Here is a 24,152-nt window from a genome sequence, read left to right on the forward strand (position 1 = left end):
CCGGTGCGACTCGCCCGGTTGCCGCTCGCCCGGTGGAGCCGGGCGTCCCACCCTGTGGCGCATGGCACGTTGTGAGGTTTGCGGAAACGACTACGGCATGTCCTTCGAGGTGCACGCACAAGGTGCGGTGCACGTCTTCGACTGCTTCTCCTGCGCCATCCACCGCATGGCGCCGATCTGCGAGCACTGCCGGGTCCAGGTGATCGGGCAGGGTGTCGAGGCGGACGGGCACTGGTACTGCGGCGCCCACTGCGCCCGCGCCGAGGGAAAGGCGGGCATCGTGGACAAAGTATGAGGAGAACCACCACTGCCGGACAGCCCCGGCACCCACCCCTGAGTGCCGCACCCCATGACCCCGGTTGTACGGTCATGGGGTGTACCGCTTCCTGTTGACCCGGCAGTGGGTGATCCTCACCCTGCTGGCTCTCGTACTGATGCCGACGATGGTCGAGCTGGGTTTCTGGCAGTTCCACCGCCATCAGCACCGGGTCGCGCAGAACGAGCTGATCTCGCGGAACCTCAAGGCCGATCCGGCCCCGGTCACCGATCTCACCTCTCCCGGCCACACCGTCCCGCGCGCCGACTACTGGCGGGCGGTGACCGCGACCGGCACCTTCGACAGCGAGCACGAGGTGGTGGTGCGCCGGCGTACGTCCGAGGACGACAAGATCGGCGTCCATGTGCTGACGCCGCTGGACCTCAGGGACGGCGGAACCGTTCTCGTCAACCGCGGCTGGGTGCCCGCCGCGCCGAACCAGACGGCGTTCCCGGACGTGCCGCCCGCGCCGCGCGGCGAGGTGACCGTCACCGGGCGGCTCAAGGCGGACGAGACGACCGGCAGCAGCGGGATCAGGGACCTGGCGGGGCTGCCGGACCGGCAGGTGATGCTGATCAACAGCGAGCAGCAGGCGCACCTGCTCTCCCGTGAGGTCCTCGGCGGCTACATCGAGCAGACCGCCCCGGAGCCCTCGGCCGGACTGCCCGAGCAGATCCCCTCCCCGGACGACAGTTCGATCGGCGCGCACATGGCGTACGCCGTCCAGTGGTGGCTGTTCGTCGCCGCCGTCCCGATCGGCTGGATCATCCTCGTACGGCGGGAGAAGCGCGACCGCGAGGAGGCCGCCGCGAAGGGTGAGCCAGCCGCTGAGGACACCGAGCAGCCCGCCCCCGCGAGCGCCTGAAGCGCCGGGCTCTGAGAGCTCCGGCACACCGAGAGGCTGGTTGACGAGGGTCCGGTTCGGGAACACGCCAGAGCGTGACCCCACGCATCGAGGACTACGCTCTGATCGGCGATCTCCAGACCGCCGCGCTCGTCGGCAGAAACGGTTCGATCGACTGGCTCTGCCTGCCGCGCTTCGACTCCGGCGCCTGCTTCGCCGCCCTGCTCGGCGAGGAGGAGAACGGCCACTGGCGCATCGCCCCGCAAGGCGCCGGACCCACGGACGTCTGCACCCGGCGCGGCTACGCGGGTGATTCGCTGGTCCTGGAGACGTTCTGGGAGACCCGGACCGGCACGGTCAAGGTCATCGACTTCATGCCGCAGCGCGACAAGGCCCCCGATGTGATGCGGATCGTCGAGGGCGTCAGCGGGACCGTCGACATGAGCTCCGTGCTGCGGCTGCGGTTCGACTTCGGGTCCGTGGTGCCGTGGGTGCGCCGGTCGCAAGGCCACCGGGTCGCGGTCGCCGGGCCCGACTCCGTCTGGCTGCGCAGCGAACCGCCGGTCAAGACGTGGGGCCAGCAGTTCAGCACCTGCTCCTCGTTCACCGTCACCGAGGGCGAGAGCGTGGCGTTCGTCCTCACCTGGCACCCGTCGCACTCGCAGCGGCCGAAGCTGATCGACCCGCACAAGGCGCTGAAGCACACGCTGCACGACTGGGCGAAGTGGACGGAGCGGTGCACGTACGAAGGGCCGTACCGCGAGGCCGTGCTGCGTTCGCTCATCACGCTGAAGGCGCTGACGTACGCCCCGACCGGCGGCATCGTCGCGGCCCCGACCACCTCGTTGCCGGAGGAGATCGGCGGCGTACGGAACTGGGACTACCGCTTCTGCTGGCTGCGGGACGCCACGCTCACCCTCGGCGCCATGGTCTCGGCCGGCTATCTGGAGGAGGCCGCGGCCTGGCGCGACTGGCTGCTGCGGGCCGTCGCCGGGGATCCGGCGGACCTCCAGATCATGTACGGGCTCGCGGGCGAGCGCCGGCTCCCCGAGATGGAGCTGCCCTGGCTCGCCGGGTACGAGAACTCCCGCCCGGTACGCATCGGCAACGCGGCCGTACGCCAGCGCCAGCTGGATGTGTACGGCGAGGTCATCGACGCGCTCCGGCTCGCCAGGGTCGCCGGACTGGACGACAAGCCGCACGCCTGGAACCTCCAGCTCAGCCTGCTCGGATTCCTGGAGTCGTCGTGGCGTGAGCCGGACGAGGGGCTGTGGGAGATCCGCGGTGCGCGGCGCCACTTCGTGCACTCCAAGGTGATGGCCTGGGTCGCCGCCGACCGGGCGGTGTGCTCGCTGGAGGAGAACCCTGAGCTGCCCGGGGACGCGGACCGCTGGCGGGCGATGCGGGACGCCGTCCACGCCGAGGTCTGCGAGAAGGGGTACGACCCCGTCCGGAACACCTTCACCCAGTCCTACGGGTCCGAGGAGCTGGACGCCGCGACGCTGCTCATCGTGCGGACCGGGTTCCTGCCACCGGACGACCCGCGGGTCATCGGCACGGTCGACGCGGTCCGCGCCGAGCTGGGCAGCGACGGGCTGGTGCGCCGCTACAGCACCGAGAGCGCCTCCGTCGACGGGCTGCCCGGCGACGAGGGGGCGTTCCTGGCCTGCTCGTTCTGGCTGGTGGACGCGTTGCAGCGGATCGGCAGGCCGGACGAGGCGCGGGAGCTGTTCGAGCATCTCCTGGGGCTGCGCAGCGACGTGGGGCTGCTGGCCGAGGAGTACGACGTCGCGGCCGGGCGGCAGCTGGGCAACTTCCCGCAGGCGTTCAGCCATATCGGACTGGTCAACTCCGCGGTCGACCTCGCCGGGGTGGAACCGGCAGGATAGGGCCATGGATCTTGGACTGAAGGACCGCGTGTACATCGTCACCGGCGCGACCCGGGGCCTCGGCAACGCCACGGCGCGGGCCCTGGCCACCGACGGCGCGAAGGTGATCATCACCGGCCGGGACGCGAAGGGTGCCGAGGAGGCCGCCGCCGAGCTGGGGCCGGACGCCGTGGGGCTCTCCGCCGACAACGCCGACCCGAGCGCCGCGCAGCGGCTGGTGGACACGGCCCGGGAGCGGTTCGGGCGGCTCGACGGCGTGCTGATCAGCGTCGGCGGGCCCGCGCCCGGCTCCGCCGCCGACAACACCGACGACCAGTGGCAGACGGCGTTCGAGACGGTGTTCCTCGGGGCGGTCCGGCTGGCCCGGACCGCCGCCGCCGCGCTGGGCGAGGGCGGGGTCATCGGGTTCGTCCTGTCCGGATCGGTGCACGAGCCGATCGGCGGGCTGACCATCTCCAACGGGCTGCGTCCCGGTCTCGCCGGTTTCGCCAAGTCGCTCGCCGACGAGCTGGGGCCGCGCGGCATCCGGGTCGTCGGCGTGCTGCCCGCCCGGATCGACACCGACCGGGTCCGCGAGCTGGACGCGCTCTCGGGCGACGCCGAGGCGGCCCGTACGGCGAACGAGGCGCGCATTCCGCTGCGCCGCTACGGGACTCCGGAGGAGTTCGGGAAGACGGCGGCCTTCCTGCTCTCCCCCGCCGCCTCGTATCTGACGGGCATCATGGTGCCGGTCGACGGCGGTTCGCGGCGCGGGTTCTGAGCCTCTGTCCGCTGCCTCGTACGCCTCCGGGCCGTCAGGACACCCGTTCCGCGCGGTGCTTGACGGCCCGCAGCCGTACCTCGGCCGGGAGCTCGTCCAGTCCCGCCGACTCTCGGGCGTGCGCCAGCGCTCCGTCGGCCACCGCGTTCAGCGCCTGCCCGGGTGAGGCGTCCGGCTCCATCAGCAGCCGGATCCGGGCGCGCGGCGCGGTCCGGCGGCCGGTCAGGGCCGCCTGGGCGCGGGCCACTCCGGCCACCTGGCCCGCCTCCTCTGCGAGCACGCCCTCCAGCGCCTTGCCCCGCACCTGCGCGCCCTCGCCGTCGCCGCTGTCGACCAGGACGTCGGCGAGCCGGCCGCGCCGGAGCTGGGCGAGGAGCCACCACAGCGCGAGGACGACCAGCACGGCGAGGATCGCGATCACGGTCGGCCACCACCAGCCCTCGTCGCGCCAGCGGCCCCGGTCGGCGGCGCTGAGCAGCACGTCGTTCTTGCCGTCCCAGGGCCACCAGGTGGGCAGGGAGGCGCCGAGGCCGACGGCGAGCACCGCTCCGCCGACGACGATCAGCACGAGCCCGGCGAGGGCCAGCAGGACCCGGTTGACGGTGGAGCGCATACCGCTCATCCCTTCTTCGCCGGCCGGTGCACCTGGACGGAGAGACCCGGCTCCTTGGCCAGGCCCAGCTCCCCGACGGCCTTGGCCAGCACGGTGTTCAGGTCGTCGCGTACGTCGTCGAGTTCCCGGAAGTGCGAGAGGGCCCGCACCTTCGCCTTGCCACGGCCCATCCGGACCCGTACGGACTGCACGCCGGGCACCTCCACGGCCCGGTCCCGCAGGACCAGCGCGGCGGCGGTGCGGTCGAGTCCGGCGCGTACGGAGGCGCGGTCGCGGCGCATCGGCAGCAGGTCGCGCAGCCCGGGGGTGAGGGCGAGCAGGAGCAGCCAGAGGCCGACGGCCGCCGCGACTCCGGCCCCGACGAGCACGGCGACATCGTCGAGCTGCCGCTCCGCGAGGCCGTCGGCCAGGGAGCGGCGCCACTGCATGGCCGGGTGCCCGGCGCGTACGGCGGCGATGTCGTAGAGCAGCAGCCCTGCCGCGCCCAGGAGGACCAGGGCCAGCAGCGCGGCCGGGATCCGGCGCGCGGACCAGAAGCGGCCCGCCCGGCCGCCGCCCTGCTCAAGTGTGGGGACCCGGTCGTGGGCGGCGGGCGTGCCGGACTCGTCCTGGTCCACCGTGGGCATGCGCCGGGTGGAGCCGGCGGGGTCGCCGTGGCCTCCGGGTTCGGTCATCGGATCCTCCCCTGTGCTCCGCTGGTGGCCGGGTGCAGCCGTTCGACCTGGACGGCCACCTCGGGCACCTCCATGCCCGCCAGCGCCTTGACCCGCTGGGCGACCCTGCTCCGTACGGCACCGCACTGGCGGCCGATGTCACCGGGGTAGCCGAGCTCCAGGCTGATCCGGACGCGGGCGGCGTCGCGGTGGACGGTGACCGTGGCCCGCGGGGAGGCACCGTTCTCGGGCGGATCGTCGACGGCTTCCTTCGCCGCCTGGGCGGCGATCTTGGCGACGACCCGGTCGGCGATGCGGGTCTCGCCCCGGTCGGCGGCGGCGACCCGCCCGGTCACCGCCGTCACCGTCGCCGGTCGCCGCGCTCGCGACTCCGGAAGAAGTCGCCGGGCTCCAGGTCACCGTCCAGGAAGCGGCCGGCGATGAAGCCGACCGCACCCAGGGCGGCCACCAGTACGAAGGCTCCGAAGCCGCCGAAATAACCGGCGAACCCGAGCGCCATGCCGGCCAGCAGACCGGCCACAGCCATGCTCATCGTCTCTCCTCAACTGCCTTGCGGCGTCCATGTCTTTCGGCGACACCTGCCTTGCGGCGGGAACCGTCCTTCGGCGGGGAACCCGGAACCTACTGGACGCGGCTCTGATCGCCGTCGTCCTCGTCGTCGTCCTCGTCGGGCAGCTTGACGTCGCTGACCGCGATGTTGACCTCGACGACTTCGAGCCCGGTCATGCGCTCGACCGCGGCGACGACGTTCTGTCGCACATCGCGGGCCACGTCGGAGATGGCCACGCCGTAGTCGACGACGATCTCCAGGTCGAGGGCGGCCTGGGACTCGCCGACCTCGGCCTTCACCCCTCGGGTGACGGACTTGCCGCCGCCGGGGACACGGTCGCGGACCGCGCCGAAGGTCCGGGACAGGCCGCTGCCCATCGCGTGGACGCCGACCACATCGCGTGCGGCCATTCCGGCGATCTTCTCGACGACGCCGTCGGCGATGGTGGTACGGCCGCGGGTGCCGGGATCGCCTCCGCCGCGCTTGCTCAGAGAGGATTTGCCCGAACCGCTGTCGGGGCTGTTGCGCTGGGGGGTCTCAGTCATCGCCGCTCTTCCCTTCGGGGCGGGGTGGGGACTTCCTTGCCCACGTTAAGTGCGCTTGCCCGGTCCCGCGCCGTGGATACGGCAGGCTGGGGCGATGACGACGGAGCGGGGCCCGCAGAGGGCCGACGGATGGACGGCTGCGGTACGGCAACGGCTGGGCCTCGGCAGACTGCTCCCCCTGGGGGGTGCCGTGGACGGCACCTGGATCGCGGAGACGGCGGCGGCCTCGGTGCTGCGCGGAGCGGTTGTGGAGGGCGCGGTGCTGGGGACGCTGAGGATCGGGCCGGCCCGGGAGGCCTCCGGTGTGGCTACGGGGGCGGAGGCGGGCAGTCCGGCGCGGAAGGGGGGTCCGGCCGCGGTGGTGGCTGTGCCTCCGGCGCCGCCGAGTGGGCTGCCGCCGGGGCCGCTGCGGATCGAGGCGGAGTTCCGGGCGGCGGGCGACCGCCCGCTGCCCGACGCGGCGGCCGCCCTGCGCTCGGCGCTCGTCACGGCGGCCGCCGCCCGGCTCGGCCTGGACGTCGTGGAGGTGGACCTGCGGGTGACGGCATTGTTCGACGACGCTGCGCCCGATCAGGTGACGGACCCGCCCGCGTCCACCCCGGCCCCGGTGGGGAAGGCCGACGGACCTGCGGGAGAGGCCGCTGCGGCGGTCCCCGGTGTCGTCTCGCTGACCCGGGTCCTCGGCAGCCCCGTACACACCGCCGAGGACCACATCCGCATCGAGGTGGCGACGGCCGTGGACCGCCGGGCCCTCGATGTGGCCCGGTCGGTGCGCACGGCGGTGTCGGCGGCCACGGGGACCGGGCTGCCGGTGTCGGTGCTGGTCACCGACGTGGTGGAGACGTCCGACAGGCCCTAGGGGTGCTTCCGGAACGCTGGTGACACACGTGCAGGGGCCCGCGAGCCCGGCGGGACCCGCTGGTCGTTGATGCCCGCCGGGTGGCGCTAGTCGGTGATGCCCGCCAGGTCGCGCAGCCGACGGCCCTGAGCGGCGCGCTCGGCGGTGCGCTGCTCCTCGTAGTCACGCGAAAGGGCGCCGGACAGCAGGGCCTTGGTCTCCACGACGGCGTCGCGCGGGGCGGAGATCAGTGCGGCGGCCAGGTCGCGGGCGGCCGCGTCCAACTGGTCGGCGGGGACCACGAGGTTGGCGAGGCCGGTGCGCTCGGCCTCTTCGGCGTGGACGAACCGGCCGGTGGCGCAGATCTCCAGCGCGCGGGCGTATCCCACGAGGTTGACCAGGGGGTGGGTGCCCGTGAGATCGGGGACGAGGCCGAGGCTGGTCTCGCGCATGGCGAACTGCACGTCATCGGCGACGATCCGCAGATCGCAGGCGAGGGCGAGCTGGAAGCCGGCGCCGATGGCGTGGCCCTGGACGGTCGCGATCGACACGAGGTCGTTGCGGCGCCACCAGGTGAACGCCTCCTGGTACTCGGCGATGGTCGCGTCGAGCTCGGCCTCCGGGCCGCGCGCCATGTCGAGGAAGGACGGCTCGCCGTCGAACCCTTCCGGCGTGAAGGCCTGCCGGTCGAGACCCGCGGAGAAGGACTTGCCCTCGCCGCGGAGCACCACGACGCGGACATCGCCGGGCAGCACCCGTCCGGCCTCGGTCAACGCCCGCCACAGAGCGGGAGACTGGGCGTTGCGCTTGGCCGGGTTGGTGAGCGTCACCGTGGCGACCGCGTCTTCGACGGTGAGCCGTACGCCGTCCTTGTCGAGCACAGGGTCGAGCGAGGTCATGAGGCGCCTCCGGATCGGGTGCAGTCAGCACTCAGAAACTAAGTGACTGAACAGTAACCACCCGGACGACCTCACGGTCAGCCGGGTGGCCACCCCGAATTCCGATGAGCCCGCACGCCTCCGGGGCACTCAGGCCGAAGCGGCCTTCTTGCCTCGTGTGGCTCCGCCGCGTCCTCGCAGCGTCACTCCGGACTCACTGAGCATCCGGTGGACGAACCCGTAGGAGCGGCCGGTTTCCTCGGCCAGCGCCCTGATGCTCGCACCGGAGTCGTACTTCTTCTTCAGGTCTGCCGCGAGCTTGTCACGCGCGGCGCCGGTCACCCGGCTGCCCTTCTTCAGAGTCTCGGCCACCCGTGCCTCCTCTATGGGAAGTGCGCTCTGGACTCTCATGATCACCCCTCCCGCGCTTCCTGGCCACCCATTCGGCAAGGTCGGTGCGACCGGATTCCGGACCACAGGGCGCTCCGATCCATACGGAATGCCCGATTCCGAGCGGCCACAGGGGTGTGCGGCATCCGCCGGCGAAAGAACCGGCAGGTCAGAGCCGTACGGGGAGCAGCGGTCCGGAAAGGGGCGCGTGGCGGGCGGGCGCGGGGCGCACCACCGGGGTACGAGACGTCCTCACGCAGATGGTGGATCACGCGTAGGCCGAATGATCTATCCGGAGGGGGTCCACACCCCCTCCGGAGGAGCCTTCGCGCGGGATCAGGCGAGGGCGACGAGGTCCCGGTAGTCGGCACCCCAGAGGTCCTCGACACCGTCCGGGAGCAGGATGATGCGCTCCGGCTGGAGCGCCTCGACCGCGCCCTCGTCGTGGGTGACGAGAACGACGGCGCCCTTGTACGTGCGCAGCGCGCCGAGGATCTCCTCGCGGCTGGCGGGGTCGAGGTTGTTCGTCGGCTCGTCGAGCAGGAGCACGTTGGCGGAGGAGACGACCAGGGTCGCGAGCGCGAGCCGGGTCTTCTCACCGCCGGAGAGCACTCCGGCCGGCTTGTCGACGTCGTCGCCGGAGAAGAGGAACGAGCCGAGCGTCTTGCGGACCGCGACGAGGTCGAGGTCGGGCGCGGCGGAGCGCATGTTCTCCAGGACCGTGCGCTCGGGGTCGAGGGTCTCGTGCTCCTGGGCGTAGTAGCCGAGCTTGAGGCCATGGCCCTCGATGATCTGGCCGGTGTCGGGCTTCTCGGCGCCGCCGAGCAGCCGCAGCAGCGTCGTCTTGCCGGCGCCGTTGAGGCCGAGGATGACGACGCGGGAGCCCTTGTCGATGGCGAGGTCGACGTCGGTGAAGATCTCCAGCGATCCGTAGGACTTGGAGAGGCCCTCCGCCATCAGCGGGGTCTTGCCGCACGGCGAGGGGTCGGGGAAGCGCAGCTTGGCGACCTTGTCGGAGACCCGTACGGCCTCCAGACCCGAGAGCAGGCGGTCGGCGCGCTTGGCCATGTTCTGGGCGGCGACGGTCTTGGTGGCCTTGGCGCGCATCTTGTCGGCCTGCGCGTTGAGGGTCGCGGCCTTCTTCTCGGCGTTCTGGCGCTCGCGCTTGCGGCGCTTCTCGTCGGCCTCGCGCTGCTGCTGGTAGAGCTTCCACCCCATGTTGTAGACGTCGATCTGGGAGCGGTTCGCGTCCAGGTAGAAGACCTTGTTGACGACGGTCTCCACGAGGTCGACGTCGTGGGAGATCACCACGAAGCCGCCGCGGTAGTTCTTCAGGTAGTCGCGCAGCCAGACGATGGAGTCCGCGTCGAGGTGGTTGGTCGGCTCGTCGAGGAGCAGCGTGTCTGCGTCGGAGAAGAGGATCCGGGCCAGCTCGACGCGGCGGCGCTGACCGCCGGAGAGCGTGTGCAGGGGCTGGCCGAGCACCCGGTCGGGCAGGCTGAGCGCGGCGGCGATGGTGGCGGCCTCGGCCTCGGCGGCGTACCCGCCCTTGGTGAGGAACTCCGTCTCCAGGCGCTCGTACTTCTTCATCGCCTTCTCGCGGGTGGCGCCCTTGCCGTTCGACATCCGCTCCTCGTTCTCGCGCATCTTGCGCAGGATCTCGTCGAGACCACGGGCGGAGAGGATGCGGTCGCGGGCGAGGATGTCGAGGTCGCCGGTGCGCGGGTCCTGCGGGAGGTAGCCGACCTCGCCGGAGCGGCTGATGGTGCCGCCGGCAGGGGTGCCCTCACCGGCGAGGCACTTGGTGAGGGTGGTCTTGCCCGCTCCGTTGCGGCCGACCAGGCCGATGCGGTCGCCCTTGGCGATACGGAAGGAGGCGGACTCGATGAGGATGCGGGCGCCGGCGCGCAGCTCGATGCCGGAGGCGGTGATCACGGAAAAACTCCAGGGCAGTATGGACGGCGGAGGGACGAGGGCGGAGGTCTCTCGACGCCGCTAATGCGCAAGGAGAATGGCCATGGCCCCCATTCTACTGGCGGTGTGCAACTGCTTTTCCGCGTGCCCGCCGGGACGAACCGTCCGATACTCGGCGCAGGGCGGCACCCCGTCGCCCGCCCCGAGCCGAGGGTGGTGCGCCCGTGCAGTTCGACGACGACGCCGATCTGGACACGTCCGAGGTGCAGGATGTGCGCGGCAGCCGGATCCCGGGCGGGCGGGCCACCGTGGGCGGCGGCATCGTGGGCGTGATCGCGCTGATCCTGGGGCTGCTGTTCGGCGTCGGCCCGGACCAGCTGGGCCTCTCGTCCGGTGATACGGAGCCGGGGGCGGCCTCCTCGTCGGCGGCGCGGGTGCAGGAGAGCTGCCTGAAGGGCCAGGACGCCAACAGCCGGGACGACTGCCGGACGGTGGCGGTGGTCAACAGCGTGCAGGACTTCTGGCGTCAGGAGTTCGAGCGGCGGGGCGGGAGTTACGGGGCCGCGCCGACGGTCCTGTTCAGCGAGCGGGTCGGGACCGCGTGCGGGGCGGCGACCTCGGCGGTGGGGCCGTTCTACTGCCCCGGCGACCGAAAGGTCTATCTGGACCTGGGCTTCTTCGACGAACTGCGGACGAAGTTCGGCTCCAGTGGCGGCCCGTTCGCGCAGGCGTATGTGGTGGCGCACGAGTACGGCCACCATGTGCAGAACCAGATGGGCACGCTGGGCCGGTCGCAGGACGGGCGGCAGGGGGCGGACAGCAACGCGGTGAAGGTGGAGCTGCAGGCCGACTGCTATGCCGGGGTCTGGGCGCACCACGCGACGACGACGCCGGACGAGTCGACGGGCCGGCCGCTGATCACGGAGCTGACCCGGGCGGACATCCGGGACGGGCTGGACGCGGCGGCGGCGGTCGGGGACGACCGGATCCAGGAGCGGTTCCAGGGCCGGGTCACGCCGGAGTCCTGGACGCACGGCTCGTCCGCACAGCGCCAGCAGTGGTTCTCGACCGGGTTCCGCAGCGGCGACGTGGGGCGGTGCGACACCTTCGCCTGAGCCGTTCCCCGCCTGAGCGGCTCCCCACCTGAGCTGCGGGGATCTGCTCCAGGAGGGCATTGTCAGTGCCCGGTGGAAGACTGAGACGCAGATCACAGAAGAGGTGAGGGTCATGGCAGGTGTGGCGGAGGGCGTCCCGACGGTCTACCCGACGGTCCTCTACGACGACGCGAAGGCCGCGATCAGGACGCTGACGGAGGGCCTCGGCTTCACCGAGGAGGCGGTCTACGAGGGCGAGAACGGCAGCGTGCTGCACGCCGAGCTGTCCTGCGGCAACGGCAGGGTGATGCTCGGCTCCAAGGGCAGGGACGGGGTCTTCGCCCGGGCGATGGCGGGTGCCGGCCCGGCAGGGGTGTACGTGGTGGTGGACGAGGTCGACGAGCACTGCGCGCGGGCCCGGGAGTTCGGGGTGGAGATCCTGATGGAGCCGACGGACCAGGACTACGGCTCGCGGGACTACATGGCGCGGGACGCAGAAGGCAACGTATGGAGCTTCGGGACGTACGCGCCGGGGGCCGCCGGGTAAGTCCGGCGGCCCTCGGCGGCGGCGCGGGGCTCAGGCTCCGCCGGTGTGGACCTGGAAGGCGGCCCGGCGGACCGCCTTGGCCAGGGCCGGGTCCGGATGGGCGGCGGCCAGGGCGACCAGGACCTGGACCGTGCGCGGGTGGCCGACGGCTCTGACCTCGTCGAGCAGGGCCGGGACCGTGCCCTGGACGGCGGAGTCGAGGTGGCGCACCAGCAGTCCGGTCTCGCCGTGGTCGGCGACGGCGGCGGCGGTGTCGACCCAGAGCCAGGTGGCCTCCTCACGGCTGAGGATCTCCTGCGCGTCGTCCGGGTCGGCCCCCTCGTACTCGGCGAGCCAGAGCAGCGCGTAGGGCCGCAGCGACGGATGGGTGACCACGGCGCGGACCTCGGGCTCGGCCGGGGCTCCGACGACGCGGAGCGCCTCGAAGGCCAGGCCCCGCAGCAGCGCGTCCTCGCCCCGGGCGACGGCGAGCAGCTCGGTGACGGCGCTGCCGACCGTACGGGCGGCGAGCCAGGCCCGGTATTCGGCGCGGGCCGGTCCGGGGGTGAGCCGGGCGCAGCCGAGCAGCATGTCGGCGGCGGACTGCTCGATGTTCCCGGCCGGGCTCTGGGCGGCGACGCAGATCTGTTCCAGCTTGACCCAGACCGCCCAGTTGCCGAGCGGGGTGAGGGTGGCGTGCCCTTGGCCGAGGGTCAGGGCGCCGACGGCGGCGAGGCCTTCGAGGGCCCAGTCGAGCAGCAGGGCGTCGAGGTCGGCGCTGCGGTCGGGGGCGGGTGCCGGGCGGCCGGTGGTGGCGGGAGCGCTCTCAGCGGCCGAGCGGCCGGCCCCGTACGGCACTTCGCAGCGCTCCTCCCGGAGCTCGGCGATGCGCTGGGCGAGGAGGTCCAGGAGGGCGGGTACGGCGACGGGGCCCGCGGAGAGCTGGAGGAGGGAGAGCACCTGGGGCACGGCCTCGACGGCTTCGGCGACCGCTCCGGCCTCGATGCCCTCGGGCGCGGCGTGGACGAGCGACCAGGCGTCGAAGAGCGCGACCCAGCCGCGCAGCACGGCCGAGTCGTCCCGGTCCCAGGCGCGCAGCCGCCAGCCGGGGCGGGCGGTGTCGCCGTGCAGCTCGATGAGGCCGGCCAGCCGGGCCCGGTCCCAGCCCGCACGGACCTGGGCCGGGGAGAGTTCCAGGGCCGTCGCGGCCCGTTCGAGCGCCTGGGTGGCGAGCGGGGCGGAGCTGCCGGGGGCGGGGGCGCCGGCGGCCCAGTGGGCGATGCGCACGGCGTCGGCGAGGACCGACCGGGCCTGGCGGGCCAGTTCGGTGCGGGGCGGGGTGCCCTCGGGGGGCCTGGGGGCCGGCCTGGTGCGCCGGGTGGACACGGCCCTGCGGGCGGTGGCAAGGGGTCGCGGGCGGACAAGTCGCAGCCTGGAGTCGCGCGGGGTACGGGACGTCACGGGAGCAGTCTTGCCTCTGACGGCCAGAAAGCCCAAACGGAAGCCGTTTCCCCGGTCTCCGCGCGTAGTTCGGTGTGCGGGGACCAAAGGGGCCGATCCCGGCATCACCTCACATCAGGGGCGTGAGGAAACGCCTGAGGGTCTCTTCGTAGCGGCCGGGGTCCGCGTTCCACATCGACGCATGCGGAGCCTGCTGTACGGCGTGGAGGCTGACCAGGTCCGGCCGGCGGGCCGCGAGCACCCGCGACGGGCCCCAGGGGGCGATCGTGTCGTCCGGGCCGTGCACGATCAGCGTCGGGGCGGGCAGCGCGTCGGCCAGGGAGGCGTCCAGGAGCGGGGCCGAGGTCATCCCGGTCCTGCCCTGCGCGGCGCGGACGGCCAGCGGCAGCAGGGCGGCGGGAACGCCCCGGGCGGCGGCGAGAGCGCGGAGCGTGGTCGGCCAGTCCAGGACCGGGGAGTCCAGGACGAGGCCGCCGACGCGGTCGCGCAGCGGGGAGTTGACGGCGGCGTGCAGGGCCATGGAGGCGCCGGTGGACCAGCCGTACAGGATCACGTTCCGGGCGCCGTAGCGGACGGCGAAGCGCATCGCGGCGTCCAGGTCGCGCCACTCGGAGGCGCCGAGGTGGCCGAGGCCGTCGGCGGGGCGCGGGGCTCCGGCGTCACCTCGGTAGGCGAGGTCCAGCACGGGGAACTGCTGGTCGCTCAGGAAGCCCATCAGGTTCATGGGGTGCGCGCGGGTGGTGCCGAGGCCGTGCGCGGTGATGATCCAGGTGTCGCGCTTGCCGGGGACCCACCAGGCGGGCAGCCCGCCGAGCTCGCCGGGGATCTCGACCTCCCGGAACTCCAGGCCGAGCGCGCTGCCCGGGTCGCCGCGGTGCAGCTCGGGGGTGAGGCGGACCTTGTCGCCGGGTTCGAGGAGGCCGTGGGTGATCCGCTCCAGGGTGCGGACGACGGTGTCGGCGGTGGATTCGGCCCCTTCCACGACGGGCCCGACCACGGCGTGGACTCCGGGGGCCTCGATCCCGTACGTACCGGGGCGGAGCGCGGTGAGGGAGCGGGTCAGGGTGATCCGCTCGATCGCCGTGGCGTGCACGGTGAGTCTGCGGTCGGCGGGCAGGGGCCGTCCGGGCGCCGCCTTGAGGGCGGCGTCGCTGGCGTACCGGCCGGCCGCGACCGCTGCCGCGCCGGCGCCGAGGATCGTGGAGACGGCCGTTGCCGTCGCAGTTGCCGGGCGCACCGCTTCAGTGTCGTGGGACGGCCGCCGTGGTGCCAGTGGGCGGGGGCCGTCCGGTGCGGCGGCTCTCCGGGTCAGCCGGGCTGGCCGTATCCCCTGAGCGCCTCGGTCACCTCGTCGAGCTGGGCCGGGCTGAGCAGGGACGGGGTGCGGCCGGGCAGCGCGCTCGCGGTGAGCCAGAGGCGGCAGAGCCACTCCAGCTGGGCGGTGCGCTCGTAGGCCTGGCCGAGGGTGGAGCCGTAGGTGACGGTGCCGTGATTGGCCAGCAGGCAGCCGGTGCGGCCGCGCAGCGCGGTGAGCATGGCGTCGGCCAGTTCCGGGGTGCCGTAGCGGGCGTACGGGGCGGTGCGGACGGGGCCGCCTAGGATGGCGGCCGCGTAGTGGACGAGCGGCACCTCGGTGACGAGGGTGGAGACGGCGGTGGCGTGCACGGCGTGGGTGTGGACCATGGCGGCGGCGTCGGTCTCCGCGTAGACCGCGAGGTGGAGCGGGAGTTCGCTGGTGGGCCCGAGCTCCCCCAGCACCTGCCGCCCGGCCAGGTCGACGCCGACCGCGTCCTTAGCTCCGAGCCGGTCGTACGGCACCCCGGTGGGCGTCACCAGGACCAGGTCTCCGACGCGGGCCGACACATTGCCGGAGGTGCCGACGACCAGGCCGTCGGCGGCGCTGCGGCGGGCGGTCGCGACCACGTCCCGCCAGGCCTGGAGGACCGATTCCGGCTGCTGCTCGCTCATGGGGTGAGCGTAGGGGTGGCCGTGGGAAACCGGAACGTGATGTCCCGCGTGACCGGGATCTCTTTCGGGGCCATATGTGACCGTCAAAAACTTCGCCAACGAGGAGTAAAGGGCAGACCAGCCGGTGCCCCACGGGCGTCCCGCAGCCCCTCCCGCACACAAACGGAACCATCGCACTCCGATTCGGGTCACCACAGCGCCCCGCCCAGTTCATCTTCCGTTCACCCAGGTTGCCTACGGTCCACGAGCCACTGACGTCGAACGATTGCCTGGGTAAATGGAACACATCACGCTGCTGCTTGCGATTGTGGTCGTAACAGCTCTCGTGTTCGATTTCACGAACGGTTTCCACGACACCGCCAACGCGATGGCGACCACCATCTCGACCGGCGCGATGAAGCCCAAGACAGCGGTGGCCATGTCCGCCGTTCTCAACCTGATCGGCGCGTTCCTGTCGGTGGAGGTCGCCAAGACGATCTCCGGCGGGATCGTCAACGAAGACGGCATCAGAACCGAGGTCATCTTCGCGGCGCTCGTCGGCGCCATCCTGTGGAATCTCCTGACCTGGCTGGTCGGCCTGCCCTCCAGCTCCTCCCACGCCCTGTTCGGCGGTCTGATCGGTGCCGCCGTGATGTCGGCCGGCTGGTCCTCGATCAACGGCGGCACCGTCGTCACCAAGGTGCTGCTCCCCGCGATCGCCGCCCCGCTGGTCGCCGGTATCGCCGCGATGCTGGCCACCCGGCTGACGTACCGGATCAACCGGAACGTCACCGACCCGAACCAGCAGAAGTCGACCGCCAAGGGCTACCGGGCCGGGCAGATCGCCTCCGCCGGTCTCGTCTCGCTCGCCCACGGCACCAACGACGCGCAGAAGACGATGGGCATCATCACGCTGGCGCTGGTCACCAGCGGTGTCCTGGCCCCGGGCTCCAACCCGCCCATGTGGGTCATCGTCTCGGCCGGTATCGCCATCGCGCTCGGCACCTACCTCGGCGGCTGGCGCATCATCCGCACCATGGGCAAGGGCCTGACCGACCTCCAGCCGCCGCAGGGCTTCGCCGCCCAGACCAGCGCGGCGACCGTCATCCTGGCCTCCTCGCACCTCGGCTTCTCGCTCTCCACCACCCAGTCCTGCTCGGGTGCCGTGATGGGCGCGGGCCTCGGCCGCAAGGGCGGCGTGGTCCGCTGGTCCACCGCCACCCGGATGTTCGTCGCCTGGGGTCTCACGCTCCCGGCCGCGGGCCTGGTCGGCGCGGGCGCCGAGTTCCTCACCAAGCAGGGTCCCTGGGGCATCGCGGTCACGGCGGTCATCCTGGTCGGCGGCTCCTTCGCCATCTGGCTGGCCTCGCGCCGCCAGCCGGTCGACCACACCAACGTCAACGACACCGACGACGCGACGGCCGACGAGCCGCAGGGCGTCGTCACCACCGCCATGGCCGCGGTCGCCCCGCCGCCCACCGCCGGTGCGGTCGCCGAGCTCTCGACCACCATCCCGGCCCCGGCCTCCGACGACACGCCCCGCCCCACGGCCACGGTGTAAGGACAGATCCGTATGAAAATCGACTGGGCAGCACTCGCCTCCGTCTTCGGTGTCAGTCTCGTGGTCACCGTCGCACTGGTCGGCGTCTTCACCCTGGGCATCGTCGCCCTCTCCAAGCTGTCGGCCCCGGCCGGCAGTGCCACCGGTGCCACCGGCGGTTCGGCCGCACTGGCGCGCACCGGCGCCTACGCCGCCTTCGCGGCGTGCGTGGCGGCGGTCGCGTACGGGATCTATCTGATCGTCGCCTGACCGCACCTCGACGCGTTCCTCCGGGCCGGACACACCACCGTGTGTCCGGCCCGATGTGCGTCTGCGCACACCGGCCCTTCGCAGGTCAACAGCAAGTTGACGGCCGTTCTCGCAGCGTGGTGGACTGCCGGAGCCATTTACGGCGACAGAAGAGGAAGCCGGTGCGAATCCGGCGCGGTCCCGCCACTGTCACCGGGGAGCACTCCCCCACACCGGATGTCACGGCCCTCCTGACCGAGGGCTGGAAGGCCGGGGGAACTGCGGATCCGGAAGCCAGGAGACTCTTGTCGCCGGTCACGTCGAACCAGGGCGCGGACCCTGAGTGAGGACATAAGCCATGCCCGGCCGCCGTGCGCCGCATCCTGTGCCTCTTCCCGTGGTTCTCGCGGTACCTCTCGCGCTACCTCTTCGTGCCGGAACGCCCCTGCCCACGGCAGGTTGAACCGTGCGTGTCGATCGCGTTTTCGCGTACGGCGCCACCGCCGGGCTGATCGCCGACGCGGCTCTCGGCGACCCGCGCCGGGGCCATCCCGTCGCCGGTTTCGGCCGGGCGGCCGCGCGGGTGGAGTCCCTGCTGTGGCGGGACGACCGGGGCCGGGGCGCGCTGCACACGCTGCTCTGCGCCGGAGGCGCCGTGGGAGCCGCCGCGCTGGCCGCCCGTGCCGTACGGAACCGTCCCGCGCTCGCCGTCGCGCTGACGGCCGCCACCACCTGGTCGGTCGTCGGCGGTACGTCGCTGGGCCGGGAGGCCCGCGCCATCGGAGGCGCGCTGGCCGCCGGGGACCTGGAGCTGGCCCGGGAGCGGCTGCCGCACCTGTGCGGGCGTGATCCGCAGGCCCTGGACGGGCCGCAGATCGCCCGCGCGGTCGTGGAGTCGGTCGCGGAGAACACCTCGGACGCCGTCGTCGGCGCGCTGGTGTGGGGCGCGATCGGCGGGGTGCCGGGGCTCGTCGGCTTCCGGGCCGTGAACACGCTCGACGCGATGGTCGGCCACAAGTCGCCCCGCCACCGGCGTTACGGCTGGGCCTCGGCCCGCCTGGACGACGTGGCGGGATGGCCCGGCGCACGGCTGACGGCCGCGCTGGCCGTGGTGGCCGGCGGGCGGCCCGTGGAGGCCGTACGCGCCTGGAAGGCGGACGCGGGGCGCCATCCGAGCCCGAACGCGGGGCCGGTGGAGGCCGCGTTCGCGGGAGCGCTCGGCGTACGGCTCGGCGGGACGCTGGCGTACGCCGGGCGCGTCGAACACCGGCCGGTGCTGAACGGTGCGTCGGGCCAGGAGGTCCGGAGCGCCGACATCGAGCGCGCCGTGCGGCTGTCGCGGCGGGTGAGCGTGCTGGCCCTCGGCGTGTGCGTGGCGGGCAGGTCGGTCGCGGGGCGCCTGGTCGCGGGACGGTTGTCGGCAGGACAGAGGCGGGGACGGGCATGAGTGGTGGGCTGCTGGTCGCGGGGACGACCTCGGACGCGGGCAAGAGCGTCGTCACGGCGGGCATCTGCCGCTGGCTGGTGCGCCGGGGAGTGAAGGTCGCGCCGTTCAAGGCGCAGAACATGTCCCTCAACTCCTTCGTGACCCGTGAGGGCGCGGAGATCGGACGCGCGCAGGCCATGCAGGCACAGGCCGCCCGGGTCGAGCCGACCGCGCTGATGAACCCGGTGTTGCTCAAGCCCGGCAGCGACCGCTCCAGCCAGGTCGTCCTGATGGGCAAGCCGGTCGGCGAGATAAGCGCCCGTGGGTACCACGGCGGCCGGCAGGAGGCGCTGCTCGGGACGGTCACGGACTGTCTGGAGCAGCTCCGGTCGGCCTATGACGCGGTGATCTGTGAGGGGGCGGGCTCGCCTGCGGAGATCAATCTGCGGCGGACCGACATCGTGAACATGGGGATCGCGCGGGCCGCGAAGTTCCCGGTGCTGGTGGTCGGGGACATCGACCGGGGCGGGGTCTTCGCGTCGTTCTTCGGGACGACGGCGCTGTTGAGCGCGGAGGACCAGGCGCTGGTCGCGGGCTATCTGGTGAACAAGTTCCGGGGTGATGTCTCGCTGCTGGAGCCGGGGCTGGACATGCTGCACGGGCTGACCGGGCGCCGTACGTACGGAGTGCTGCCCTACGCCCATGGGCTCGGCATCGACGAGGAGGACGGCCTGCGGGTGTCCCTGCGCGGTGCGGTGCGCGAGTCGGTCGTGGCGCCGCCGCACGGGGAGGACGTGTTGCGGGTCGCGGTCTGCGCGGTGCCGTTGATGTCCAACTTCACGGACGTGGACGCGCTGGCCGCCGAACCGGGCGTCGTCGTGCGGTTCGTGGACCGGGCCGAGGAGCTGGCCGACGCGGACCTGGTCGTCGTGCCCGGCACGCGCGGCACGGTGAAGGCGCTGGCCTGGCTGCGTGAGCGCGGTCTCGCGGAGGCGCTGGTGCGGCGGGCGCGCGAGGGCCGGCCGGTGCTGGGGATCTGCGGCGGGTTCCAGGTGCTCGGTGAGCGGATCGAGGACGAGGTGGAGTCGCGGGCGGGGGTCGTGGACGGGCTGGGGGTCCTTCCCGTACGCGTGCGCTTCGACCGGGCCAAGACGCTGGCGCGGCCGGTGGGTTCGGCGCTCGGTGAGGCGGTGGAGGGGTACGAGATCCACCACGGGGTGGCCGACGTACGGGGCGGCGAGCCGTTCCTGGACGGGTGCCGGGTCGGGGCGGTGTGGGGGACGCACTGGCACGGGTCGCTGGAGAGCGACGGGTTCCGGCGGCGGTTCCTGGAGGAGGTGGCGCGGGCCGCGGGGCGGCGGTTCGTGCCTGCGCCGGACACCTGCTTCGGGGAGCTGCGGGAGGAGCAGCTGGATCGGCTGGGGGATCTGGTGGAGGAGCACGCGGATACGGATGCGTTGTGGCGGTTGATCGAGGGGGGCGCGCCTGCGGGGTTGCCCTTCGTGCCGCCGGGGGCGCCGCCGTTGGGGGTGGGTGCGTCGTCGGAGAGCCGGGGCGCTGCCCCGGACCCCGCTCCTCGATCGCCGGAGGGGCTGGGGGATCCCGGGTCCGCCGGGATCGGGCAGGAAGCTGAACAGCACGCCAACAAGGAGGCCTTGTGAGTACGCCGTATCCCTTCACCGCGATCGTCGGGCAGGACGACCTGCGGCTCGGGCTGTTGCTGAATGCCGTCAGTCCGGCCGTGGGCGGTGTGCTCGTGCGGGGTGAGAAGGGGACCGCCAAGTCCACCGCCGTGCGGGCGCTCGCCGCGCTGATGCCGGAGGTCTCCGTCGTCCCCGGGTGCCGGTTCTCCTGTGATCCGGTCTCGCCCGATCCGGCGTGTCCTGATGGGCCGCACACGGAGGCCGCCGGTGTGTCGCGGGCCGCGCGGACCGTGGAGTTGCCCGTCGGGGCGTCCGAGGACCGGCTCGTGGGCGCGCTGGACATCGAGCGGGCGCTGTCGGAGGGCGTGAAGGCGTTCGAGCCGGGGCTGCTGGCCGACGCGCATCGCGGGATCCTGTACGTCGACGAGGTCAACCTCCTCCACGACCACCTGGTGGACCTGCTGCTGGACGCTGCGGCCATGGGTGCCTCGTACGTCGAGCGCGAAGGCGTCTCCGTACGGCATGCCGCGCGGTTCCTGCTGGTCGGGACGATGAACCCGGAGGAGGGCGAGCTGCGGCCGCAGTTGCTGGACCGGTTCGGGCTGACCGTGGAGGTGGCCGCATCCCGGGACACCGACGAGCGGGTGGAGGTCGTCCGGCGCCGGCTCGCGTACGACGACGATCCCGAGGGGTTCGCCGCGCGCTGGGCCGAGGAGGAGACGGCGCTCCGGGAGCGGATCGCCGGCGCGCGCGCCCTGCTGCCCCGGGTCGTGCTCGGTGACGGCGTGTTGCGGCAGATCGCCGCCACCTGTGCCGCGTTCGAGGTCGACGGGATGCGGGCCGACATCGTGATGGCCCGTACCGCGACCGCGCTCGCCGCCTGGGCCGGACGTGAGGAGGTCACCGCCGACGACGTACGGCAGGCCGCCCTGCTGGCGCTCCCCCACCGGCGGCGGCGCAACCCGTTCGACGCGCCGGGCCTGGACGAGGACAAGCTCGATCGGACCTTGGACGAGGCCGGCCCGCAGGAGGACAACGACGGCGACGATCCAGACCCCGGGCCCGATGGCGGCGGTGACGGTGGTGGGGGCGGTGGCGTGCCGCCGCAGGCCGATGGGGACGACCGCACCCCGCCGCGAGGTTCGGAAGGCGACGACACACCGTCGCAGGCTCCCGAGTCCGCGCCCGACGCGCCCGGCCGGTCCGCCGGAGCCGAGCAGCAGCCGGTGGCGGCCGCCGAGCCGTTCCGTACGAAGACGCTCAGCGTTCCAGGGTTGGGTGAAGGTGCTGCGGGACGGCGTTCCCGGGCCCGTACGGCGCATGGTCGGACCACGGGATCGGTCCGGCCACAGGGCGCTCTGACCAAGCTCCACCTCGCCGCCACCGTCCAGGCCGCCGCACCGCACCAGCACGCGCGCGGGCGCACCGGGCGCGGGCTCGTGGTGCGGCGGGACGATCTGCGGCAGGCGACCCGTGAGGGACGTGAGGGCAACCTCGTGCTGTTCGTCGTGGACGCGTCCGGGTCGATGGCGGCCCGGCAGCGGATGAGCGCGGTGAAGGGGGCCGTGCTGTCGCTGCTGCTGGACGCCTACCAGCGGCGGGACAAGGTCGGTCTGGTCACCTTCCGGGGCAAGGAGGCCGACGTGGCCCTGCCGCCGACCTCCTCCGTGGACGCGGCCGCCGCCCGGCTGGAGTCGCTGCCGACCGGTGGCCGCACTCCGCTGGCCGCCGGGCTGCTCAAGGCCCATGACGTGCTGCGCGTCGAGCGGCTGCGCGATCCGTCGCGGCGGCCGCTCCTCGTCGTCGTCACGGACGGCCGGGCGACCGGCGGGCCGGAGCCGGTGGCGCTCGCGGGACGGGCCGGACGGCTGCACCGCTCGGAGGGGACGGCCTCGGTCGTCGTGGACTGCGAGTCGGGGTACGTACGCCTCGGTCTCGCCGGGGAGCTGGCCCGGGAGCTGGGAGGCACCGCCGTCACGCTCGACGAGCTGCGGGCCGACTCGATCGCCGGGCTCGTCAAGGACGTCACCGCAGCCGGGAGGGCCGCTTAAATGCCGCAGGGACAGCCGATATCGGTGCCGGACGACGGGCTAACCACCCGTCAGCGGCGCAACCGCCCGCTCCTGTTCGTCCACACGGGCATAGGCAAGGGCAAGTCGACCGCCGCGTTCGGGCTCGCGCTGCGGGCCTGGAACCAGGGGTGGCCGATCGGGGTGTTCCAGTTCGTGAAGTCGGCGAAGTGGAAGGTCGGCGAGGAGAACGCGCTGAAGGTGCTGGGCGCGAGCGGCGAGGGCGGCACGGTCGACTGGCACAAGATGGGCGAGGGCTGGTCCTGGGTCCAGCGCGACGGCCAGCTCGACAACGAGGAGAAGGCCCGCGAGGGCTGGGAGCAGGTCAAGCGCGACCTGGCGGCCGAGACGTACAAGCTGTACGTGCTGGACGAGTTCGCCTACCCGCTGCACTGGGGGTGGATCGACACCGACGAGGTCGTCGAGGTGATGCGGAACCGGCCCGGCACCCAGCATGTGGTGATCACCGGCCGCAACGCGCCGGACGCGCTCATCGAGGCCGCCGACCTGGTGACCGACATGTCGAAGGTCAAGCACCCGATGGACGCGGGGCAGAAGGGCCAGAGGGGCATCGAGTGGTGAGTACGCCCCGTCTGGTCATCGCCGCTCCGGCCTCCAACAGCGGCAAGACCACCGTCGCCACCGGCCTGATGGCCGCCTTCACCGCGCGCGGGCTCGCCGTCTCGCCGCACAAGGTGGGGCCGGACTACATCGACCCGGGTTACCACTCGCTGGCGACGGGCCGTCCCGGCCGGAATCTCGACGCGTACATGTGCGGGCCGGAGCTGGTAGCTCCGCTCTTCGCGCACGGGGCGGCGGGGTGCGACCTCGCCGTGGTCGAGGGTGTGATGGGGCTGTACGACGGTGCCTCGGGCCAGGGCGAGCTGGCGTCGACCGCGCAGGTGGCGAAGGTGCTCAAGGCGCCGGTGGTACTGGTGGTCGACGCCTCCTCGCAGTCGCGGTCGGTGGCGGCGCTGGTGCACGGTTTCGCCTCCTGGGACCCTCAGGTGCGGATCGGCGGGGTGATCCTGAACAAGGTGGCCTCGGACCGGCACGAGGCGCTGTTGCGGGACGCGTTGGACGAGTCGGGCCTGCCGGTGCTCGGTGTGATCCGGCGGGCCGCTCAGGTGGCGACGCCTTCGCGCCATCTGGGTCTGGTGCCGGTGGCCGAGCGGCAGGGCGATGCGGTGGATGCCGTACGGGCCATGGGTGAGCGGGTCCTCGCCGGGTGCGACCTGGACGCGCTGATGGCGCTGGCGCGGACGGCGCCCGCGCTGGCGGACGAGCCGTGGGAGCCCGCGTACGCCTCTGCGGAGGGCCCCAGGCCCGTCGTCGCGGTGGCCGGCGGGGCGGCGTTCACCTTCGCCTACGCGGAACACGCCGAGCTGCTGACGGCGGCCGGTGCGGAGGTGGTGGTCTTCGACCCGCTGCGGGACGAGAAGCTGCCGGCGGGGACGGCGGGGCTGGTGATCGGCGGCGGGTTCCCGGAGATGTACGCCCCCGAGCTGTCGGCCAACGAGCCGCTGCGGCGGGCGGTGACCGAACTGGCCCTGAGCGGTGCTCCGGTGGCGGCCGAGTGCGCCGGGCTGCTCTATCTGGCGCGGGAGCTGGACGGGAAGCCGATGTGCGGGGTGCTGGACGCGGAGGCCCGGATGTCGGAGCGGCTCACGCTCGGGTACCGGCAGGCGGTGGCCGTCTCGGACAGCCCGCTGGCGGCGGCCGGGACCCGGATGCGCGGCCATGAGTTCCACCGGACGGTGCTGGAGCCGGGGGCGGGGCCGGTGCCCGCGTGGGGCATGCACCAGCCGGAGCGGCGGGTGGAGGGGTACGTCCAGCGGGGCGTGCACGCCAGCTATCTGCACACCCACTGGGCCGCCTCCCCCGAGGTGGCCCGGCGGTTCGTGGAGCACTGCCGGGTGCGGTGAGTTCGTGGAGCACTGCCGGGTGCGGTGAGGCGTACAAGGGCGCGTGAAGGCGCGCGTACGG

At 72.9% G+C, this 24,152-nt stretch carries 25 protein-coding genes and 1 riboswitch; of the genes, 14 read left to right on the forward strand and 11 right to left on the reverse strand.

The features are described from left to right. Positions 1–61 precede the first annotated feature (61 nt). The 4 genes from ACIRR8_RS27555 (at position 62) to ACIRR8_RS27570 (ending at position 3,809) form a co-directional block, all read left to right on the forward strand. On the forward strand, positions 62–295 hold the full coding sequence (locus ACIRR8_RS27555) for a hypothetical protein (protein WP_006123591.1): 234 nt from the start codon (positions 62–64) through the stop codon (positions 293–295). 79 nt (positions 296–374) lie between these two features. Further along, the gene (locus ACIRR8_RS27560) at positions 375–1,181 is read left to right on the forward strand and encodes an SURF1 family protein (RefSeq protein ID WP_404069824.1); all 807 of its coding nucleotides are present in this window, start codon (positions 375–377) and stop codon (positions 1,179–1,181) included. Between the two features lie 74 nt (positions 1,182–1,255). Continuing rightward, positions 1,256–3,049 carry a glycoside hydrolase family 15 protein gene (locus ACIRR8_RS27565; RefSeq protein ID WP_404069826.1) on the forward strand — a complete coding sequence of 598 codons (1,794 nt, stop codon included), beginning with the start codon at positions 1,256–1,258 and terminating at the stop codon, positions 3,047–3,049. 4 nt (positions 3,050–3,053) lie between these two features. Then, complete coding sequence (locus tag ACIRR8_RS27570; RefSeq protein WP_404069828.1) at positions 3,054–3,809, forward strand: SDR family oxidoreductase; 756 nt, start codon at positions 3,054–3,056, stop codon at positions 3,807–3,809. A 34-nt stretch (positions 3,810–3,843) separates the two neighbouring features. On the opposite strand, the gene amaP is transcribed toward ACIRR8_RS27570, so the two are convergent. The 5 genes from amaP to ACIRR8_RS27595 all read right to left on the reverse strand — a co-directional run bounded on the left by amaP (position 3,844) and on the right by ACIRR8_RS27595 (position 6,191). After that, complete coding sequence (gene amaP / locus ACIRR8_RS27575; protein ID WP_404070110.1) at positions 3,844–4,422, reverse strand: alkaline shock response membrane anchor protein AmaP; 579 nt, start codon at positions 4,420–4,422, stop codon at positions 3,844–3,846. A gap of 5 nt (positions 4,423–4,427) precedes the next feature. Next, positions 4,428–5,096, reverse strand: a complete 669-nt coding sequence (locus ACIRR8_RS27580) for a DUF6286 domain-containing protein (RefSeq protein WP_404069830.1) — start codon at positions 5,094–5,096, stop codon at positions 4,428–4,430. Further along, positions 5,093–5,440 carry a hypothetical protein gene (locus tag ACIRR8_RS27585; protein WP_404069832.1) on the reverse strand — a complete coding sequence of 116 codons (348 nt, stop codon included), beginning with the start codon at positions 5,438–5,440 and terminating at the stop codon, positions 5,093–5,095. The genes ACIRR8_RS27580 and ACIRR8_RS27585 overlap by 4 nt, the downstream gene beginning before the upstream one ends. After that, on the reverse strand, positions 5,437–5,628 hold the full coding sequence (locus ACIRR8_RS27590) for a hypothetical protein (RefSeq protein ID WP_012381448.1): 192 nt from the start codon (positions 5,626–5,628) through the stop codon (positions 5,437–5,439). Before ACIRR8_RS27590 ends, ACIRR8_RS27585 begins: the two co-directional genes overlap by 4 nt. Before the next feature lie 89 nt (positions 5,629–5,717). Then, positions 5,718–6,191, reverse strand: a complete 474-nt coding sequence (locus ACIRR8_RS27595; protein WP_404069834.1) for an Asp23/Gls24 family envelope stress response protein — start codon at positions 6,189–6,191, stop codon at positions 5,718–5,720. A 94-nt stretch (positions 6,192–6,285) separates the two neighbouring features. Between ACIRR8_RS27595 and ACIRR8_RS27600 the strand changes: the two genes are divergently transcribed. Then, positions 6,286–7,050 (forward strand): hypothetical protein, encoded by a 765-nt coding sequence (locus ACIRR8_RS27600; RefSeq protein ID WP_404069836.1) that lies wholly within the window; start codon positions 6,286–6,288, stop codon positions 7,048–7,050. A gap of 86 nt (positions 7,051–7,136) precedes the next feature. Here ACIRR8_RS27600 and ACIRR8_RS27605 read toward each other — a convergent pair whose 3' ends face one another. From ACIRR8_RS27605 to ACIRR8_RS27615, 3 genes are all read right to left on the reverse strand, one after another. Next, positions 7,137–7,928, reverse strand: coding sequence for an enoyl-CoA hydratase/isomerase family protein (locus ACIRR8_RS27605; protein WP_404069838.1), 792 nt, complete (start codon positions 7,926–7,928; stop codon positions 7,137–7,139). A 129-nt stretch (positions 7,929–8,057) separates the two neighbouring features. Next, positions 8,058–8,279, reverse strand: coding sequence for a helix-turn-helix domain-containing protein (locus ACIRR8_RS27610; RefSeq protein WP_006123601.1), 222 nt, complete (start codon positions 8,277–8,279; stop codon positions 8,058–8,060). A 354-nt stretch (positions 8,280–8,633) separates the two neighbouring features. Continuing rightward, entirely contained in the window at positions 8,634–10,232 is a 1,599-nt protein-coding gene (locus tag ACIRR8_RS27615; RefSeq protein WP_404069840.1) for an ABC-F family ATP-binding cassette domain-containing protein, read from the reverse strand. Positions 10,233–10,435: 203 nt separating this feature from the next. Between ACIRR8_RS27615 and ACIRR8_RS27620 the strand changes: the two genes are divergently transcribed. After that, on the forward strand, positions 10,436–11,326 hold the full coding sequence (locus ACIRR8_RS27620) for a neutral zinc metallopeptidase (protein WP_404069842.1): 891 nt from the start codon (positions 10,436–10,438) through the stop codon (positions 11,324–11,326). A gap of 112 nt (positions 11,327–11,438) precedes the next feature. Further along, positions 11,439–11,852 carry a VOC family protein gene (locus ACIRR8_RS27625; RefSeq protein ID WP_404069844.1) on the forward strand — a complete coding sequence of 138 codons (414 nt, stop codon included), beginning with the start codon at positions 11,439–11,441 and terminating at the stop codon, positions 11,850–11,852. Positions 11,853–11,882: 30 nt separating this feature from the next. On the opposite strand, the gene ACIRR8_RS27630 is transcribed toward ACIRR8_RS27625, so the two are convergent. The 3 genes from ACIRR8_RS27630 to ACIRR8_RS27640 all read right to left on the reverse strand — a co-directional run bounded on the left by ACIRR8_RS27630 (position 11,883) and on the right by ACIRR8_RS27640 (position 15,260). Then, complete coding sequence (locus ACIRR8_RS27630; protein WP_404070112.1) at positions 11,883–13,217, reverse strand: hypothetical protein; 1,335 nt, start codon at positions 13,215–13,217, stop codon at positions 11,883–11,885. A 184-nt stretch (positions 13,218–13,401) separates the two neighbouring features. Continuing rightward, positions 13,402–14,529, reverse strand: coding sequence for an alpha/beta hydrolase (locus ACIRR8_RS27635; protein ID WP_404069846.1), 1,128 nt, complete (start codon positions 14,527–14,529; stop codon positions 13,402–13,404). A gap of 71 nt (positions 14,530–14,600) precedes the next feature. Continuing rightward, on the reverse strand, positions 14,601–15,260 hold the full coding sequence (locus ACIRR8_RS27640; RefSeq protein WP_404069848.1) for a class II aldolase/adducin family protein: 660 nt from the start codon (positions 15,258–15,260) through the stop codon (positions 14,601–14,603). Positions 15,261–15,537: 277 nt separating this feature from the next. On the opposite strand from ACIRR8_RS27640, the gene ACIRR8_RS27645 reads away from it, so the two are divergent. The 7 genes from ACIRR8_RS27645 to ACIRR8_RS27675 all read left to right on the forward strand — a co-directional run bounded on the left by ACIRR8_RS27645 (position 15,538) and on the right by ACIRR8_RS27675 (position 24,091). Further along, positions 15,538–16,800, forward strand: coding sequence for an anion permease (locus tag ACIRR8_RS27645; protein WP_404069850.1), 1,263 nt, complete (start codon positions 15,538–15,540; stop codon positions 16,798–16,800). A gap of 12 nt (positions 16,801–16,812) precedes the next feature. Continuing rightward, the gene (locus tag ACIRR8_RS27650) at positions 16,813–17,049 is read left to right on the forward strand and encodes a hypothetical protein (protein ID WP_018512220.1); all 237 of its coding nucleotides are present in this window, start codon (positions 16,813–16,815) and stop codon (positions 17,047–17,049) included. 149 nt (positions 17,050–17,198) lie between these two features. Beyond that, a riboswitch (cobalamin riboswitch) is annotated at positions 17,199–17,333 on the forward strand. Positions 17,334–17,494: 161 nt separating this feature from the next. Continuing rightward, positions 17,495–18,475 carry a cobalamin biosynthesis protein gene (locus ACIRR8_RS27655; protein WP_404069852.1) on the forward strand — a complete coding sequence of 327 codons (981 nt, stop codon included), beginning with the start codon at positions 17,495–17,497 and terminating at the stop codon, positions 18,473–18,475. Beyond that, the gene (locus tag ACIRR8_RS27660) at positions 18,472–20,115 is read left to right on the forward strand and encodes a cobyric acid synthase (RefSeq protein WP_404069854.1); all 1,644 of its coding nucleotides are present in this window, start codon (positions 18,472–18,474) and stop codon (positions 20,113–20,115) included. Before ACIRR8_RS27655 ends, ACIRR8_RS27660 begins: the two co-directional genes overlap by 4 nt. Next, positions 20,112–22,148: a putative cobaltochelatase gene (locus tag ACIRR8_RS27665; RefSeq protein WP_404069856.1), complete on the forward strand. Its 2,037-nt coding sequence runs from the start codon at positions 20,112–20,114 to the stop codon at positions 22,146–22,148. Before ACIRR8_RS27660 ends, ACIRR8_RS27665 begins: the two co-directional genes overlap by 4 nt. Continuing rightward, positions 22,149–22,748: a cob(I)yrinic acid a,c-diamide adenosyltransferase gene (cobO, locus tag ACIRR8_RS27670; protein ID WP_070203786.1), complete on the forward strand. Its 600-nt coding sequence runs from the start codon at positions 22,149–22,151 to the stop codon at positions 22,746–22,748. Beyond that, positions 22,742–24,091, forward strand: a complete 1,350-nt coding sequence (locus ACIRR8_RS27675; RefSeq protein WP_404069859.1) for a cobyrinate a,c-diamide synthase — start codon at positions 22,742–22,744, stop codon at positions 24,089–24,091. The genes cobO and ACIRR8_RS27675 overlap by 7 nt, the downstream gene beginning before the upstream one ends. The last annotated feature ends 61 nt before the right edge of the window (positions 24,092–24,152 follow it).

The sequence above is a fragment of the Streptomyces sp. NPDC101178 genome (assembly GCF_044767965.1).
Taxonomy (GTDB): Bacteria; Actinomycetota; Actinomycetes; order Streptomycetales; family Streptomycetaceae; genus Streptomyces.